This window comes from Streptomyces sp. NPDC001536 (genome assembly GCF_042894505.1).
Taxonomy (GTDB): Bacteria; Actinomycetota; Actinomycetes; order Streptomycetales; family Streptomycetaceae; genus Streptomyces.
In genome coordinates, this window is sequence record NZ_JBIAVQ010000015.1 from 139,378 (window position 1) to 154,535 (window position 15,158).

Below are 15,158 nucleotides of genomic sequence, written 5' to 3' on the forward strand. Positions count from 1 at the left end.
GGTGGGGCTCGAGTCCAAGAGGTGGTCGGCTACTTGAAGGGCGGTCGCGGTCTTCGCTTGTCGGGGGACTTCGGCAAGTCGGGGGCTGGGGGAAGTAGTTGGTGGCAGCATCGGCGGGCATGGGGAGAGATCGGTACGTCGACTTGCTGCGGGCGTGGGCGATCGTGTCGGTCGTTGTCGGGCACTGGCTCATCACCGCGCTCGTGCGGGAGCCCGATGGGGCGATTCGGGCGCCGGAGTTGCTCGCTGAGATTGCGTGGACGCAGTGGCTGACGCTCGGGTTTCAGGTCATGCCGGTGTTCTTTTTGGCGGGAGGGTATGCGGCGGGTGGGTCCTGGGGGGCCGCGAGGGGTGGGGGCTCGGGGTGGGTGCGGCGGCGGGTTCTGCGGTTGCTGGTGCCCGCCGGGGTCTACAGCGGGCTGGTGCTGGTCGCCGTAGGGGTGTGTCAGGGCGTCGGGGTGGATTCCGGCACGCTGGAGCTCGTCGGGTGGGCCATGGCGATGCAGTTCTGGTTTCTGCCGGTGTATGTGGTGCTCGGGGCGCTCACGCCGTTGCTGTATGCGGCGCATGTGCGGTGGGGGCTGCTTGTGCCGGTCGGGATGGGGGCGGTCGCCGCGGTGGCGGCGTTCGTGCCGTACGGAGGGATCCTCGGCTACGTCCTCGTGTGGGGTGTCGCCTATCAGCTCGGCTTCTGCTGGCGGGACGGTCTGCTGCGAGGGAAAGGGCTCGCGCTCGCGGGCTGTGGTGGGGTGGCCTTCGCCGGGCTCGTCGTCCTCGGGCCTTATCCCGTCAGTCTCATCCGGGTCACCGGGCAGGATCCCAGCAACACCGATCCGCCCTCGCTCGCCATGCTCGCCTGGGTGGTGGCCCAGGTGGGCGGGTGTCTGCTGCTCGCGCCGCCGCTCAGGAGGGTGCTTGCGCGGGAGCGGGTGTGGCGGGTGGTCCGGGGTGTCGGGGGTGCCAGCATGACGCTCTATCTGTGGCACATGCTGCCCGTGCTCGTCGTGGCCGCCTGCTTCTATCTCACCGGGCTCGCGCCGCAGCCCGCGCTCGGATCGCTCGGCTGGTGGGGGCTGCGGGTGCCGTGGCTGGTGGTGCTCGGGGTCGTGATGGCCGGAGTGGTGGCGGGGGTACGGCCGTTGGCGGGGATTCATGAGCGGGTCCGGCTCCCGGTGCAGAGGCGCTCCTGGACGCTCTGGGTCGGGATCGGGATCGCCGTCCCGTCTCTCGCTCGCTTCGCCGTGCACGGCTTCGCTCCCGACGGGCGGTTTCCGGTGCTGCCGGCGCTCGGGCTGGCGGTGGGTACCGCGCTGGTGATGGCGGGCGATGATCGAGCTGTGTGCGACCGTGACCTTCCACACAGATCATCCGCCATCGGCTCGGGTAACTCGGCGGATGCTGACGCGAGTTGACGGCTGGTTCGTTCTGCGGTCCGTTTGCGGATCGCAAGAAGCCGGGCATGTTTTCCTTTCAACAATGGCCTTTCCGGCTTGCGTCCAGTTCACTCGGGACGGTCTGCCGCAAGGCAGTTCGGACCACAGGAAGCATGTGCGGATATGTCCAAATCGTCCGAGAATTCCCAAGTACCGATAAATCCCCACCCTGTTAGCGCCGCCGAGGTCATCCCGGGTGATCTCGTCGCCCTGGCGCCGGAGGATGTCGAGGGGCCGCGGTGGTACGTCGTCACCCACACGCTGCCCGAGTCGCCGGAGACGATCCGGCTGACGTTGCGGCCGCCGTTGGGCGGTGTGGACCGCGACGAGGTGCTCGGGCGGGAGCGGCCGGTGACCGTCGCCTGTCGGCGGATGGATGTCGCCGGTGTGCCCCACCTCTCCTCGCCCCCTCTCGACGACGTCGAGTTCCGGGACGGGGACCGGGTCGGATCCCTGCGGGCCGTCGATCCGGCCGCCGTCGAGGTGACCTTCGTACGCCGGTGGGGGGTCTGGCACCGGGACCTCGACCACTGCGCCGACGCGCCCGTGTCCGACCGTGATGTGCGGCGGTGGGCCGCCGACGCGGATCGGGAGGGGATGGTCGTACGACATCACCCGCGGCCCGCGCGTGAGGCCGCCGCCGTTGGACCCCGGCGGGTCGTCGTCACCGGGCTCGGGGCCGTCACTCCGCTCGGTGTCGGGGTCGACGAGCTGTGGCGGGGGCTGCTCGACGGGCGGCACGGGATACGGGAGTTGGACGACGAGGAGTTCCGTGAGCTGCCGGTGCGGGTGGCCGGGACCGTGCCCGTGGATCCCGTCACGCTGCTGCCCCGCGCGGCCGCTCGGCGGATGAACCGTGCCGCCCAGTTCGCCGTGCTGGCCGCCCGGGAGGCTTGGGGGGACGCCGGGTTCGTGGACGGCGGGACGGTCGAGAGCGGGCTCGATCCGGCGCGGGTGGGGGTCAGTCTCGGCGCGATTCTCGGGGACGCGTCCGTGCTCGTGGGCGGGGACCGGAAGCTGCGGGACAAGGGGCCTCGCGGGGTCTCGCCGCTCACCACGCCCATGACCGTGCCCTCGCAGGCCGCCTCCCAGGTCTCGCTCGATCTGCACATCACCGGCGAGGCACGGACCGTCACCAGCGCGTGCGCCTCCGGGACCGAGGCGATCGGGCAGGCCATCGACCGCATACGGTACGGCCGGGTCGACCTCGCTCTCGCGGGTGGCGCGGAGGCCGTCGTCACGCCGGCGATCATGGCCTCGTTCGCCTCCATGCGGGCGCTGTCCCAGGCGGGGTTGGCGCAGGGGTCGCCCTCAAAGCCGTTCGCCAAGGACCGGGACGGGTTCGTCAACGGCGAGGGGGCGGGGGTGCTCGTCCTCGAGGCCGAGGAGCATGCCCGGGCCCGGGGTGCGCGGATCTACTGCGAGGCCGCCGGGTGGGGGCTCTCCGCCGACGCGCATCACATGGCCGCGCCCGATCCGTCCGGGAGCGGGGTCGCGCTCGCCGTGCGGCGGGCGGTGCGGGACGCGGGTGGGTACGTGGTGGACGTCGTCCATGTGAACGCGCATGCGACGGCGACCGTGGAGGGGGATCTCGCCGAGGCGGGTGCCCTGCGGGCCGTGCTGGGGCTGCGGTCGGTGCCGGTGACCGCGTTGAAGGGGCACCTCGGGCATCTCCAGGGGGCCGCGGGCGGGGTCGAGGCGGTTGCCGCCGTGCTGACGTTGCATCACGGGGTGGTGCCGCCGACCGTGGGGTGCGGGGAGGTCGACGACGCGGTCGGGCTGGATGTGGTACGCGGCGCTCCGCGCGACTTGCCGACCGACGGCGACCTCGCGCTCAGCAACTCCTTCGGGTTCGGAGGGCACAACGCGGTACTGGCCTTGCGGCGGCTCGGACTCGGGTAGTTCGGCACCGCCGGGCAGCGGCGTTGTGGTTGAGCACCGTCGCGGTGAGGAACCCGGCGTGCGGCGAGAAGAGACCCCGGGATCGTCTCAGGCCGAGCGCTTGCGCGCGGTTGTCTTCTTCGCCGCTGTCTTCTTCGCCGAAGCCGTGGACTTCGATGCCGTGGACTTGGACGCCGTGGACTTCGACGCTGTCTTCTTCGTCGTCGCCGTCTTCTTCGCGGAAGCCGCCGTCTTCTTCCCAGCCGCAGTCGCCGTCGACTTCTTGCCCCCCGCCTGCTTCGGTGTCGCCCGTGCCGACTTGCGCTGGGGCAGGCGGCGGACCTCCGCGGGCTCCTCGCCCCGGGACTCCTTCGCGTCGCGGACGCTCTTCTCCAGGGCGGCCATGAGGTCGAGGACCTTGCCGCCCTTCGCGGGTTCCGGAGCCTCGGGCACGGTCTCGCCGGCGGCCTTCGCGGCGACGACCTCCTCCAGAGCCTCGCGGTACTCGTCGTGGAGGTCGTCCAGGTCGATCTCGCCCAGGGTGTCCATCAGCGCGTCGGCGAGGTCCAACTCCTTGTCGTTCACCGTGACCTTGGTGTCAGGTGCGACGCCCTGCGGGGCCCGGACCTCGTCCGGCCACAGCAGCCCGTGCATGGCGATCGCGTCCTCCACCACCCGCAGCATGCCCAGGCGCTCGCGGCCCCGCAGCGCGTACTTGGCGATGGCGACCTTGTTGCTGCGCTTCAGGGCCTCCCGCAGCAGTGTGTACGGCTTCGCCGCCGGGGCGCCGCCCGCCGCGAGGTAGTACGCCGCGTCCATCTGGAGCGGATCGATCCGGTCGGCCGGCACGAAGGCGACGATCTCGATCGTCTTGGCCGTGGGGAGCGGGAGGTGGGCGAGGTCCTCGTCGGTGATCGGGATGATCGTGCCGTCGGCGTCCTCGTAGCCCTTGCCGATCTCGGCCGAGCCGACCTCCTTCTCCTCCAGCTCGCAGACCTTGCGGTAGCGGATGCGGCCGCCGTCCTCCAGATGGATCTGGCGGAAGGAGATCGAGTGGCTCTCGGTGGCGTTGACCAGCTTGATCGGGATGCTGACCAGGCCGAACGAGATGGCGCCGTTCCATATGGATCGCACGATCAGGACCTTTCCGTACGGTAAAAACCCCTATCCGCCCTTTTGCATGCAATTCTCATCGTATGACGCCGATCACCGAGGTGGACGGGCACCGGCTCGCGCTCAGCAATCTGGACAAGGTGCTGTATCCCGCGACCGGGTTCACCAAGGGCGAGATGCTGCACTACTACGCGACCACCGCCGAAGCCCTGCTCCCCCATCTGCGCGACCGGCCGCTGTCCTTCCTGCGCTATCCGGACGGCCCCGACGGTCAGGTGTTCTTCGCCAAGAACGTGCCGCCGGGTACGCCCGACTGGGTCACCACCGCCGAGGTGCCCAGGTCGGAGGGGCCGGCGCGGATGGTGCTGGTGCAGGATCTGGCGAGCCTGATGTGGGCCGCGAACCTCGTCACGGAGTTCCATACGCACCAGTGGGTGATCCAGCGGCCCAACGTCGCCGACCGGATCGTCTTCGATCTCGACCCCGGCTCTCCCGCCACCGTCGTCGACTGCTGCGAGGTCGCGCTCTGGCTGCGGGAGCGGCTCGCCGAGGACGGGATCGTGGCGTACGCGAAGACGTCCGGGTCCAAGGGGCTGCATCTGCTGGCCGCCGTGCGCCCCACGCCCTCCGAACGGGTGACGGAGTACGCCAAGGAGCTCGCCGTCGCCGCCGAGCGCGCCCTCCCCCGCCTCGCCGTGCACCGGATGACCAGGAGCCTGCGCCCCGGAAAGGTCTTCGTCGACTGGAGCCAGAACGCGGCCCGCAAGACGACCGCCACGCCCTACACGCTGCGGGCCCGCCAGGAGCCCACCGTCTCCGCTCCCGTCACCTGGGACGAGGTCGAGGAGTGCCGCTCACCCGGCCACCTCACCTTCCTCGCCACGGACATCGCACCCCGCCTCCAGGACCACGGCGACCTGCTCGCCCCGCTCTTCGACAGCGCCGACGCCGCGCCACTCCCCTAACCACGGATCCGACGGGACGACAGGCATACGACAAGCCGCCCGCACCCGGCGGACCGCCCCGCGGCGGCACCTTGCCGGCACGGTTCCACGCCTCCTCGCAGGCCCGCCGGCCGGCGCCATCACACCGTCTTCATCCGGCCTGCCCAGCGCCAAAGCACCCCGGCCGCCCCTCACCGCCCAACCGCCCAACCGCCCAACCGCCCAACCGCCCAACCGCTCAACCACCGGACGCCCACGTGTGCCGATCGCGCGCCATCGCGTGCAACGCCTCCACGTCCGCCGGCTTGAGCATCCCGCCGAGCCGGGCCAGGCTCTCCACCTCCGTGTCCGCGATGACCCGGACCTCCCGCAGCGGGGCCGTGATCCGGACGTCCGTCGGGCCGACGAGGGCGAGGACGGGGTGGACCTCGGCGGTCAGGGCGTAGGAGGCGCGGTCGGCGTCGGCGCGGACGCGGCGCAGCAGCGGATGGGGTTCACGGCGGCCCAGGGTGACCATGGGGTCGGCGACCGTCACCCGTTGCTTGCGGGCGTACAGCGTGTGGATCGCGAAGAGCCCGCCCGGGCCGATCGCCAGATGGTGGACGCGGTCACCGCCGGGGAACGGGACCGAGTGCAGGACGTGCCAGCCCGCCCCGTCCAGCCGGTCCAGCGCCTCCCCCACCGCCTGCTCGGCCAGCAGGGCCCTGCGACGCGGGTCCGGGCGCAGCCGGTGCGATGGTCCGGGGTCGCGGTCGAGGGCGATCTGGAGGGCCTCGCCGGGGCGGTTGGGCGCCAGGTCGTCGTCCGGGTGGAGGGTGAGCCGGGCGAGCTCCGCCGGTGTCGGCACCGGGGGCGGGCCCACCGCCACCGGGCCGGTCAGGAAGGGTCCGAGGACTTCGAGTACGTCGTCCCTGCGCTCCTCGCTCAACAGGTTCACCCGGGCCGCCTCACGGTCGTACCAGGCGACGTTCCGCCCGTCCGTCAGGCACACGTAGAGCCGCTCCTGGCCGTGCCGCCAGGTCGGTATGACGCGCAGTCCGCTCATGCACCATCACCCCTTGACCATGGGAACAGGCGGGGTGCTCCAGGGGCAAGAAGGCGGTTACCTTTGGGAGTAGTTGGGTGGGGGAGTTGGGGAGGCGTTATTGCGTACCCGCAGGAAGCAGCCCGACGTACCGGCCCCGGACAGTCCATGGAATGAGATAGTGCCCGGCCTGTGGATGGGCGGGCACGAGTTCAGGGGCCACTCGGGGCAACTGGAATTCGCCGTCGTACGGGACGAGTTCGATCTCGTCCAGACTCTGCTGAGGCTGCCGGGGCACGGGCCCGACCCGGGAGTGGAACACCATGTCTGGCCGATTCCCGACGGGCCACTGGACGGAACCCAGCTCGCGGGCGTGATACGTCTCGCGCAGGCCGCGAGCGACGCACTGGACGAGGGCCGCAAGGTCCTCGTCCGCTGTTACCACGGCTACAACCGCTCGGGACTGGTCATCGCGCACACACTGATCCGGAGCGGGCGCTCCGCGGAGGAGGCGATCCGGACGATCCGGTCCCGCCGTTCGCCGTGGGCGCTGCACAACGACCTGTTCGTCGACTATCTGCGGGCGGGTCTGCCGACCGCACGGCTGCTGGAGGAGCTGGCAGAGTAGGCCCACGTCACGCCCATCAGGTGCGCAAAAAGGACTTCCGTACGAATAAGGTGTACGGGCCGGTCATCGTCCTCGTCCGTTCCCGTCCGCCTCTGGAGCACAGTGCCACGCCCCGTCCGTCCCCTCGTCACCGCCGCCCTGGTGCTGGCCACCGTCGCGGGCTGCGGTGACGCGGGCGGGCTGCACGGCGCGGGCCCCACCTCGACCGCGACCAGCCCGGCCCGGCTGTGGCCGAATCTGACCCCCGCCACCAGTCCCGCCTGGAACTACGACGACGGCGAGTCCGAGGCCATGAAGGGCATCACCGCGCCGGGCGACGACGTCCACAAGGTGGATCCGGTGGCCGTCGTGAAGGCGGAGATCGCCCAGCATCCCGACGAGTACTCCGGTGCGAAGGCGCCGTACCACGAGACGGCCCGCCGCATGCCGTACTGCGGGAGGAAGCCGGCCGACAGCCGGTGCCCGCTGCTCAAGGCGTACTACCGCGACCTCACCGGCGACGGGCGCGACGACCTGACGCTGGGCTTCCGGCTGCTGCCGGGCCACCAGACGGCGGTGCGCGTCTACACCGTCGAGGGCGGCCGGCTGGTCCAGGTCATGGCCAACGAGGACGCCGTGAGCGGGGTCGAGCTGGCCGGGCGCTCGGTGATCATCCACGCGCCGTCCGACCTCGCGGACTACGAGTACCGCTTCCAGTGGACCTGGGATCCGCAGCAGCACGTCATGCTGCTGACCCACGACGAGATGCTGCACATCGGCAAGAGCCCGTCCCCGTCGGCGAGCGCGCGGTGAGGCTCGCGCTCCCCCGGTGGGCCGGCACCCTCGCCGTGAAGGCCGCCCTCTTCATCACGGTGATGTGCTGTGCGCTGGCCGCGCTGCTCGGCGTCCTCGTGCATGTCTCGGTGACCAACCAGACCGTCGGCCAGGCCCGCGACCTCGCGCTCCAACGGCTCGAGGACGCGACCTCGGCGTACGAGGCCGGGGACACCCTCGGGCCGTTCGCGAGTGTCGATCCGCCGGAGCTGCCGGACTCTCTGCGGGACCTGGCCGTGGCGGGCGACCGCGGCACGATGGTCGCCTCCCGGGACGGGGATCCCACGATGTGGGCGGCCGGCCCCGCCGACGGGAACCGGGCCCTCGCGGTCCGTGTCGACTACCGCCAGCAGGCCCACACCATCGCCGCCCTCGACCGGTCGATCCTGTGGTCCTCGGCGCTGGCGATCGGGGCGACGCTGCTGGTGGGCGCGTTCGCGGTGACCCGGGTGACGCGTCGGCTGCACGCCACGGCCCAGGTGGCCCGGCGGATCAGCGCGGGCGATCTGGACGCGCGGGTCGACGATCCCCGGACGAAGGATCCGACCCGGGCTCCCGACGAGGTGGCTGCCGTTGCTTCCGCGCTGGACTCCATGGCGGCCTCGCTCCAGGGAAAGCTGCTGAGCGAGCAGCGGTTCACGGCGGACGTGGCGCATGAGCTGCGCACGCCGTTGACCGGGTTGCACGCGGCGGCGGAGCTGTTGCCTCCGGGGCGGCCGACGGAGTTGGTGCGGGATCGGGTGGGGGCGCTGCGGACGCTGACGGAGGATCTGCTGGAGATCTCGCGGCTGGACACCGGGCGGGAGCGGGTGGAGCTGGACACCGAGCCGTTGGGGGCGTTGGCCGAGCGGGTGGTGCGGGCGTCGGGGACGGACACCGAGGTCGTCGTCGTACGGGATGTCTCGGTGGAGACGGATCGGCGGCGGCTGGAGCGGGTGCTGGGGAATCTCGTGGCGAATGCGCATCGGCATGGGCGCGGGCCCGTGGTTCTGACCGTGGAGGGGCCCGTGGTGTCCGTGCGGGATCACGGGGACGGGTTTCCGGAGTATCTGGTCGAGCATGGGCCGCAGCGGTTCCGTACGGAGGGGGGCTCCAAGGGGCATGGGCTGGGGTTGACCATTGCGCTCGGGCAGGCGGAGGTGTTGGGGGCGCGGCTTTCGTTTTCGAATGCGGCCGGTGGTGGGGCGGTTGCGACGTTGGTGCTGCGGTAGTTCGCGGCCCTGCGGTCGTGGGTGGCTGGTCGCGCAGTTCCCCGCGCCCCTTGAAGGAGCGCTGTGCGCTCCTATGGCCCATCGTGGCGCGCGTCCGTCTGCGAGCACTCCTAATGTGGCGAATAGTCAGCTTCGCCCCATACGTGGAGGTCTCCCCCATGTCCCTGCGCTCCCGCCTCTCCATAACCGTCGCCACCGGCGCCCTCCTCGCCGCGGCCGTCGCCACGCCCGCTGTCGCGGACGACGACTGGGGTGGCCCCCAAAGCGACTCGCAGAGCAACTCCCAGAACGACTCTCAGAACGACTCCCAGAGCGACTCCCGCGGTGACTGGGGCGACTCCGAAGGTGACGCGCAGAGTGACTCCCGCGGTGACTGGGGTCAGCACCAGCAGAGCAACCAGCGTCTCTACAAGGGCGTCGTCACGGCCAGCACGCTGCGGTTGCGGAGCAAGCCGACGACCGGCTCCCAGGTCATCCGCTACGCCTACCAGGGCGAGATCGTGTCGATCTTCTGCAAGACCGGTGGCCAGAACATCGACGGCAACCACCTCTGGTACCTCCTCACGGACGGCACCTGGGCCTGGGGCGCCGCCCGGTACATCGACAACATCGGGCCCGCGCCACGCTGGTGCTGATGGGCTAGGAAGACAACCTGCACCATTTGGGTAAGTTCCGGACATGACCAAGGCCGGAACCACCGTGGCTCAAGCGGATCCCCCCGCTCCCGCTGTACGCCTGCCCCGGCGCCGTGGCATCGAACTCTCCCTCATCGTCGTCGCCGTACTGCTCTCCGTGTACGGCTACTGCGACGTCGGCCTCGCCACCCACGGCACCGTCCCGCCCGGCGCCGCCGGTTACGGCGCCGGGCTCGGCGTGCTCGCGCTGGTCGCGCATCTCGTGGTGCGCTTCCGGGCGCCGTACGCCGATCCGCTGCTCCTGCCCATCGGCGTCCTGCTCAACGGGCTCGGCCTGGTCCTCATCTACCGGCTCGACCTGGAGACGCCCGGCGACCGGGCGGCCCCCACCCAACTCGTGTGGTCCACGGTCGGCGTCGCCCTGTTCATCGTGACCGTGCTGCTGCTGCGCGACTACCGCGTGCTCCAGCGATACGCCTACGTCTGTGTCGCCGCCGCCCTGGTGCTGCTCACCCTGCCGATCTTCTTCCCCTCCGTGAACGGCGCCCGGATCTGGATCCGGATCGCCGGATTCTCCATCCAGCCGGGCGAGTTCGCGAAGGTGCTGCTGGCGGTCTTCTTCGCGGCCTATCTCGCCGCCAACCGCAACGCCCTCGCGTACACGGGCCGCCGGGTGTGGCGGCTCCAGTTGCCGACGGGACGGGTGCTCGGGCCGATCGTGGCGATCTGGCTGCTGAGTGTCTGCGTGCTGGTGCTGGAACGGGACCTCGGGACGTCACTGCTGTTCTTCGGACTGTTCGTGATCCTGCTCTACGTCGCCACCGGGCGCACCGGCTGGATCGCCGTGGGCCTGTTGCTGGCCTCCCTCGGCGCGGTCGCGGTCGGCTGGCTGGAGCCGCATGTGCACAGCCGGGTGGAGGACTGGCTGCATCCGTTCGCCTCGATCGAGGCCGGGCAGGGGCCGAACCAGCTCGCGCAGTCCCTGTTCGCCTTCGCCGCCGGCGGCATGCTCGGCACCGGGCTGGGGCTCGGGCACTCGATCCTCATCGGGTTCGCGGCGAAGTCGGACTTCATCCTGGCGACGGCGGGCGAGGAGCTGGGGCTCGCCGGACTGTCGGCGATCTTCCTGCTCTACGCCCTGCTGGTGGAGCGCGGGATCCGGGCCGGGCTGTCCTTGCGCGATCCCTTCGGACGGCTGCTGGCCGTCGGGCTCGCCTCGATCGTGGCGTTGCAGGTGTTCGTCATCGCGGGCGGGGTGACCGGGCTGATCCCGCTGACCGGGATGGCGATGCCGTTCCTGGCGCAGGGCGGCTCGTCGGTCGTCACCAACTGGGCGATCGTGGCGCTGCTGATCCGGGTGAGCGACTCGGCCCGCAGTCAGTACGACGGGGAGGTCGCCCCGTGACCCAGGACAGGACCCGGCACATGACCCGCTACATCCGCCACGCCGCCTGCTTCTGCGCCCTGCTGCTCGGGGCGCTGCTCGTCAACGCCACCCGCGTCCAGGTCTTCGAGGCCCGGTCCTACGACGACAATCCCGCCAACCGCCGCTCCTCCATCGCCCGTTACAGCCAGCCGCGCGGCGACATCCTGGTCGGCGGGGAGCCGGTCACCGGCTCCCAGGACACCGACGGGCGGCTGCGCTTCGAACGGACGTATCCCAAGGGCCCGTTGTACGCGCCCGTCACCGGGTTCGCCTCGCAGATCTACGGCACGACGTTCCTGGAGCACTCCGAGGACGGCATCCTGTCCGGGACCGACCCGATGCTCTCGGCGTTCCCGCTGTGGAACGACTTCACCCGGGCCCAGAGCCCCGGCGGGAACGTGGTCACCACCATCAACGGGGCCGCCCAGGAGGCCGCTTACGCGGGGCTCGCCGGACGGAAGGGCGCGGTGGCGGCCGTCGAGCCGTCGAGCGGCCGGATTCTGGCACTGGTGTCGAGTCCGTCGTACGACCCCGGGGTGCTGTCCGGGAACGACACGGCGGTGGAGCGGTCCTGGGCGGGGCTGAACGAGGACCCGGACAAGCCGATGCTCAACCGGGCGATCCGGCAGACCTATCCGCCGGGTTCGACCTTCAAGGTGGTCACCGCGGCGGCCGCGCTGGACGCGGGCGTGGTGACGGACGTGGAGAAGCCGACGAACTCACCGGACCCGTACCGGCTGCCGGGCACCTCGACCTCGCTGGTGAACGAGGCGACGGGCTGCGAGGACGCCTCGGTGCACGCGGCCTTCGTGTGGTCGTGCAACACGGTGTTCGCCAAGCTGGGGGTGCGGGTCGGGGTGACGGACATGGCGGCCACGGCGGCCGGGTTCGGCTTCAACGACCAGGGGCTCGGCATCCCGTTCTCCGTCGCCGAGAGCACCTTCGACGTCTCCGTCGACAAGGCGCAGCTCGCGCTGTCGTCGATCGGGCAGTACAACACACGGGCCACGCCGTTGCAGATGGCGATGGTGTCGGCGGCCGTCGCGAACGGGGGGCAGGTGCGGCCGCCGTATCTGGTGGAGCGTACGACCCGCTCGGGCGGCGCCACCGTGGGGACGTCCGGCGCGCGGACGGTACGCCAGGCGATGTATCCGTCGACCGCCGCACGTCTGAAGGAGCTGATGGAGGACGTGGTGCGGGAGGGCACCGGCACCAACGCCGCGATCCCCGGCGCGACCGTCGGCGGCAAGACCGGCACCGCGCAGCACGGGGTCGGCAACTCCGGGACGCCGTACGCCTGGTTCATCTCCTGGGCGCAGGGCGAGCGCGCCATGGAACCGAAGGTCGCGGTCGCCGTGGTGGTGGAGGACGCGGAGGCGGACCGGGGGGAGATCAGCGGGGGCGGGGACGCGGCGCCGATCGCCCGGGCGGTGATGGAGGCGGTGCTCAGTTCCTGAGACGGGGGTACCGATGAGTGGCGCCCCGACCTACCGTTCGGTACATGACTTCAGCCGTCGCGTACGAACTCGCCCAGGTCAATATCTCCCGCCTCAAGTTCCCGCTGGACTCACCCGAGTTGAAGGATTTCGTCGACGCGCTCGACCCGGTCAACGCCTCCGCGGAGGTGGCCGACGGGTATGTCTGGCGGCTCCAGTCCGAGGGGGGCGACGCGACCGACATCAAGGTGTTCGGGGACGACTGGCTGATCATCAACCTGACGGTGTGGCGCGATCCGAACGCCCTGACGGCCTTCATGTACCAGGGGCAGCACCGCGAGATGCTGGCCCGCCGCCGTGAGTGGTTCGAGAAGGTCGCGGAGGCGATGACGGCCCTGTGGTGGGTCCCGGCCGGCCATCGCCCGACGGTCGCGGAGGCCGAGTCCCGCCTCCTGCATCTGCGGGCGAACGGCCCGACTCCGTACGCCTTCACCCTGCGCACGTCGTTCCCGGCCCAGGGCGCGGAGCCGGTGTCCTTCGCGGTGCCGGAGGACCTGGGCTGCGGGGTCTAGCCGGCCCCGCCGGGTACCGCCTCCCGACGCCGCAGCCACCCCTCCGGCACGCCCTCCACGCCCGTGCGGGCGGCGACGACGCCGCCCGTGATGGCGCAGGTGGTGTCGACGTCACCGAAGCCCTCGGCGGTGGTCCACAGGGCGGAGACGAGGTCGTCGGGGTGGCGGGCGGCGGACCAGAGGGCGAAGGGGACGGTGTCGTCGGCGCGGATGCGCTGTCCGTTGCCGAGGAGGTCGGAGGCCTTCCACGGTTCGGTGGAGAAGGGGACCTCCGCGGCCCGGACGAGGCCCCCCTGCACCGCGCTGCGGGGCGTCAGCGCCGCCACCGCGTCCAGCGTCAGTTCGTGCCCGGCGGAGAGCGCCGCGGCCACCGCCACGGCGACCGCGCCCGCCACCCCCTCCGGGTGGGCGTGTGTGACCTCGGCCGACAGGGTGGCCTGCTCGACGACCCGGGACACATCGGTGTGGAACCACGCGCCCAGCGGCGCCACCCGCATCGCCGCCCCGTTGCCGAGGCTGCCCTCGCCGCCGAACAGCTCCCGGGCGAACTCGGGCCAGCGGCCGGGCTCGTGGAGCAGCCGGGGCAGCAACTGGTGCATGCCGTGGCCGTACCCACGGGCGGGATCGACGTCGTAGCCGAGCGCGAACGCCTGGGCCAGCTCGGTCTGACGTATCTCACCGAACTCGTCGAGCACCCGGAAGATCCCGAGCGCCATGGCCGTGTCGTCGGTCCAGTGCCACTCGGGCTCCTGGGGCATACGACGGTCACGGACCTCGTTGTACGCCTGCCGGGGCTCGCGGAAGAGCGGGAACCACCGCTCGCCGAAGGCGTCGCCGAGGGCGAGGCCTTCGAGGCTGCGGCGTGCGGCGGCACGGTCCGGAACGGCACTCACTCACTGGCTCCCAGGTCGATCGACTGCCGCACCTCCGCGACCCGTTCATGCTCCTCCGCCGCGAACCGTTCCGCATCCAGTTTCTCGGCGATCTCCTCGTCCTGGGCCATCAGCAGATCGAGGTTGGAGTCCCCCATCTCGAAGACCCCCATGTCGACGTAGGCCTGCTGGAGCCGCTTGCCCCACAGTCCGATGTCCTTGACGCAGGGCACGATGCGCGAGAACAGCAACTGCCGGAACAGGGCGAGGAATTCGGACTGCTCGCTGTACTCCTCGGCCTCGGCGGTGGGGATGCCGAAGTTCTCCAGGACCTCGACTCCGCGGAGGCGGTCGCGCATCAGATAGCAGCCCTCGATGACGAACTCCTCCCGTTCCCGGAGTTCGGCGTCGCTGAGCTGCTTGTAGTAGTCGCGCAGCGCCATGCGTCCGAAGGCCACATGCCTTGCCTCGTCCTGCATGACGTACGCCAGGATCTGTTTCGGCAGCGGCTTGTCGGTCGTGTCGCGGATCATGCCGAAGGCGGCGAGGGCGAGCCCCTCGATGAGGACCTGCATCCCCAGATAGGGCATGTCCCAGCGGCTGTCCCGCAGGGTGTCGCCCAGCAGGGACTGGAGGTTGTCGTTGATCGGGTAGAGCATCCCGATCTTCTCGTGCAGGAACCGGCCGTAGATCTCGGCGTGCCGGGCCTCGTCCATCACCTGGGTCGCCGAGTAGAGCTTGGCGTCGAGGTCGGGCACGGACTCGACGATCCGCGCGGCGCAGACCATCGCGCCCTGCTCACCGTGCAGGAACTGGCTGAACTGCCAGGAGGCGTAGTGCTGCCGCAGCTCACCCTTGTCCTTGTCGGTGAGCTTCGCCCAGTGCTTGGTGCCGTACAGGGACATGGACTCGTCGGGTGTGCCCAGCGGGTCGTTCGGATCGACCTCCAACTCCCAGTCGATGCGCCTCTGCCCGTCCCACTGCTTGTCCTTGCCCTTCTGGTAGAGGGCCAGCAGACGGTCCCGCCCGTCGTCGTACTCCCAGCTGAAACGCGCCGCGCCGGTCGCCGGCACCTGCCAGTGGGGATCTCCCGGATCTGTGGCGTACAGGTCGAAAGTCGGCATGTCCCGCAGGCTCACACGCGGTAGACGCGGGGTCAACAAGTCGCGC

14 protein-coding genes are annotated in these 15,158 nt (G+C 70.8%); 10 read left to right on the forward strand and 4 right to left on the reverse strand.

Annotated features, from left to right (window positions below):
• Positions 1 to 101: 101 nt before the first annotated feature.
• Positions 102 to 1,412 carry an acyltransferase gene (locus ACFY0U_RS34560; protein ID WP_388642511.1) on the forward strand — a complete coding sequence of 437 codons (1,311 nt, stop codon included), beginning with the start codon at positions 102 to 104 and terminating at the stop codon, positions 1,410 to 1,412.
• A gap of 144 nt (positions 1,413 to 1,556) precedes the next feature.
• Positions 1,557 to 3,335 (forward strand): beta-ketoacyl-[acyl-carrier-protein] synthase family protein, encoded by a 1,779-nt coding sequence (locus tag ACFY0U_RS34565; protein WP_388642513.1) that lies wholly within the window; start codon positions 1,557 to 1,559, stop codon positions 3,333 to 3,335.
• A gap of 87 nt (positions 3,336 to 3,422) precedes the next feature.
• Here the strand turns inward: ACFY0U_RS34565 and ACFY0U_RS34570 are convergent, their stop codons facing one another.
• Positions 3,423 to 4,448 carry a Ku protein gene (locus ACFY0U_RS34570; protein ID WP_388642515.1) on the reverse strand — a complete coding sequence of 342 codons (1,026 nt, stop codon included), beginning with the start codon at positions 4,446 to 4,448 and terminating at the stop codon, positions 3,423 to 3,425.
• A gap of 62 nt (positions 4,449 to 4,510) precedes the next feature.
• Between ACFY0U_RS34570 and ligD the strand changes: the two genes are divergently transcribed.
• Complete coding sequence (ligD, locus tag ACFY0U_RS34575; protein ID WP_388642516.1) at positions 4,511 to 5,392, forward strand: non-homologous end-joining DNA ligase; 882 nt, start codon at positions 4,511 to 4,513, stop codon at positions 5,390 to 5,392.
• Between the two features lie 217 nt (positions 5,393 to 5,609).
• Here the strand turns inward: ligD and ACFY0U_RS34580 are convergent, their stop codons facing one another.
• A complete protein-coding gene (locus ACFY0U_RS34580; RefSeq protein ID WP_388642518.1) occupies positions 5,610 to 6,416 on the reverse strand; it encodes a nuclease-related domain-containing protein in 807 nt (268 codons plus the stop codon).
• Positions 6,417 to 6,516: 100 nt separating this feature from the next.
• Between ACFY0U_RS34580 and ACFY0U_RS34585 the strand changes: the two genes are divergently transcribed.
• From ACFY0U_RS34585 to ACFY0U_RS34615, 7 genes are all read left to right on the forward strand, one after another.
• Positions 6,517 to 7,023, forward strand: a complete 507-nt coding sequence (locus tag ACFY0U_RS34585; protein ID WP_388642519.1) for a dual specificity protein phosphatase family protein — start codon at positions 6,517 to 6,519, stop codon at positions 7,021 to 7,023.
• 102 nt (positions 7,024 to 7,125) lie between these two features.
• Positions 7,126 to 7,815 carry a hypothetical protein gene (locus ACFY0U_RS34590; protein WP_388642521.1) on the forward strand — a complete coding sequence of 230 codons (690 nt, stop codon included), beginning with the start codon at positions 7,126 to 7,128 and terminating at the stop codon, positions 7,813 to 7,815.
• Positions 7,812 to 9,047: an ATP-binding protein gene (locus tag ACFY0U_RS34595; protein WP_388642522.1), complete on the forward strand. Its 1,236-nt coding sequence runs from the start codon at positions 7,812 to 7,814 to the stop codon at positions 9,045 to 9,047. Before ACFY0U_RS34590 ends, ACFY0U_RS34595 begins: the two co-directional genes overlap by 4 nt.
• 158 nt (positions 9,048 to 9,205) lie before the next feature.
• Positions 9,206 to 9,682 carry an SH3 domain-containing protein gene (locus tag ACFY0U_RS34600; protein ID WP_388642523.1) on the forward strand — a complete coding sequence of 159 codons (477 nt, stop codon included), beginning with the start codon at positions 9,206 to 9,208 and terminating at the stop codon, positions 9,680 to 9,682.
• Between the two features lie 43 nt (positions 9,683 to 9,725).
• Positions 9,726 to 11,087: an FtsW/RodA/SpoVE family cell cycle protein gene (locus ACFY0U_RS34605; RefSeq protein ID WP_388642524.1), complete on the forward strand. Its 1,362-nt coding sequence runs from the start codon at positions 9,726 to 9,728 to the stop codon at positions 11,085 to 11,087.
• A gap of 20 nt (positions 11,088 to 11,107) precedes the next feature.
• Complete coding sequence (locus ACFY0U_RS34610) at positions 11,108 to 12,565, forward strand: penicillin-binding transpeptidase domain-containing protein (RefSeq protein WP_388642703.1); 1,458 nt, start codon at positions 11,108 to 11,110, stop codon at positions 12,563 to 12,565.
• Between the two features lie 44 nt (positions 12,566 to 12,609).
• Positions 12,610 to 13,116, forward strand: a complete 507-nt coding sequence (locus tag ACFY0U_RS34615) for a DUF3291 domain-containing protein (protein ID WP_388642526.1) — start codon at positions 12,610 to 12,612, stop codon at positions 13,114 to 13,116.
• Here ACFY0U_RS34615 and ACFY0U_RS34620 read toward each other — a convergent pair.
• A complete protein-coding gene (locus ACFY0U_RS34620) occupies positions 13,113 to 14,009 on the reverse strand; it encodes an ADP-ribosylglycohydrolase family protein (RefSeq protein ID WP_388642528.1) in 897 nt (298 codons plus the stop codon). The two genes, ACFY0U_RS34615 and ACFY0U_RS34620, sit on opposite strands and share 4 nt — an antisense overlap.
• Entirely contained in the window at positions 14,006 to 15,112 is a 1,107-nt protein-coding gene (locus tag ACFY0U_RS34625) for a ferritin-like domain-containing protein (RefSeq protein ID WP_388642529.1), read from the reverse strand. Before ACFY0U_RS34625 ends, ACFY0U_RS34620 begins: the two co-directional genes overlap by 4 nt.
• Positions 15,113 to 15,158: the final 46 nt, after the last annotated feature.

Bases quoted from the DNA above. Each gene is read 5' to 3' on its own strand.
- ACFY0U_RS34610 (WP_388642703.1), top strand. From the start codon at position 11,108: ATGACCCGCTACATCCGCCACGCCGCCTGCTTCTGCGCCCTGCTGCTC.
- ligD (WP_388642516.1), top strand. From the start codon at position 4,511: ATGACGCCGATCACCGAGGTGGACGGGCACCGGCTCGCGCTCAGCAAT.
- ACFY0U_RS34615 (WP_388642526.1), top strand. From the start codon at position 12,610: ATGACTTCAGCCGTCGCGTACGAACTCGCCCAGGTCAATATCTCCCGC.
- ACFY0U_RS34605 (WP_388642524.1), top strand. From the start codon at position 9,726: ATGACCAAGGCCGGAACCACCGTGGCTCAAGCGGATCCCCCCGCTCCC.
- ACFY0U_RS34580 (WP_388642518.1), bottom strand. From the start codon at position 6,416: ATGAGCGGACTGCGCGTCATACCGACCTGGCGGCACGGCCAGGAGCGG.
- ACFY0U_RS34625 (WP_388642529.1), bottom strand. From the start codon at position 15,112: ATGCCGACTTTCGACCTGTACGCCACAGATCCGGGAGATCCCCACTGG.
- ACFY0U_RS34600 (WP_388642523.1), top strand. From the start codon at position 9,206: ATGTCCCTGCGCTCCCGCCTCTCCATAACCGTCGCCACCGGCGCCCTC.
- ACFY0U_RS34565 (WP_388642513.1), top strand. From the start codon at position 1,557: ATGTCCAAATCGTCCGAGAATTCCCAAGTACCGATAAATCCCCACCCT.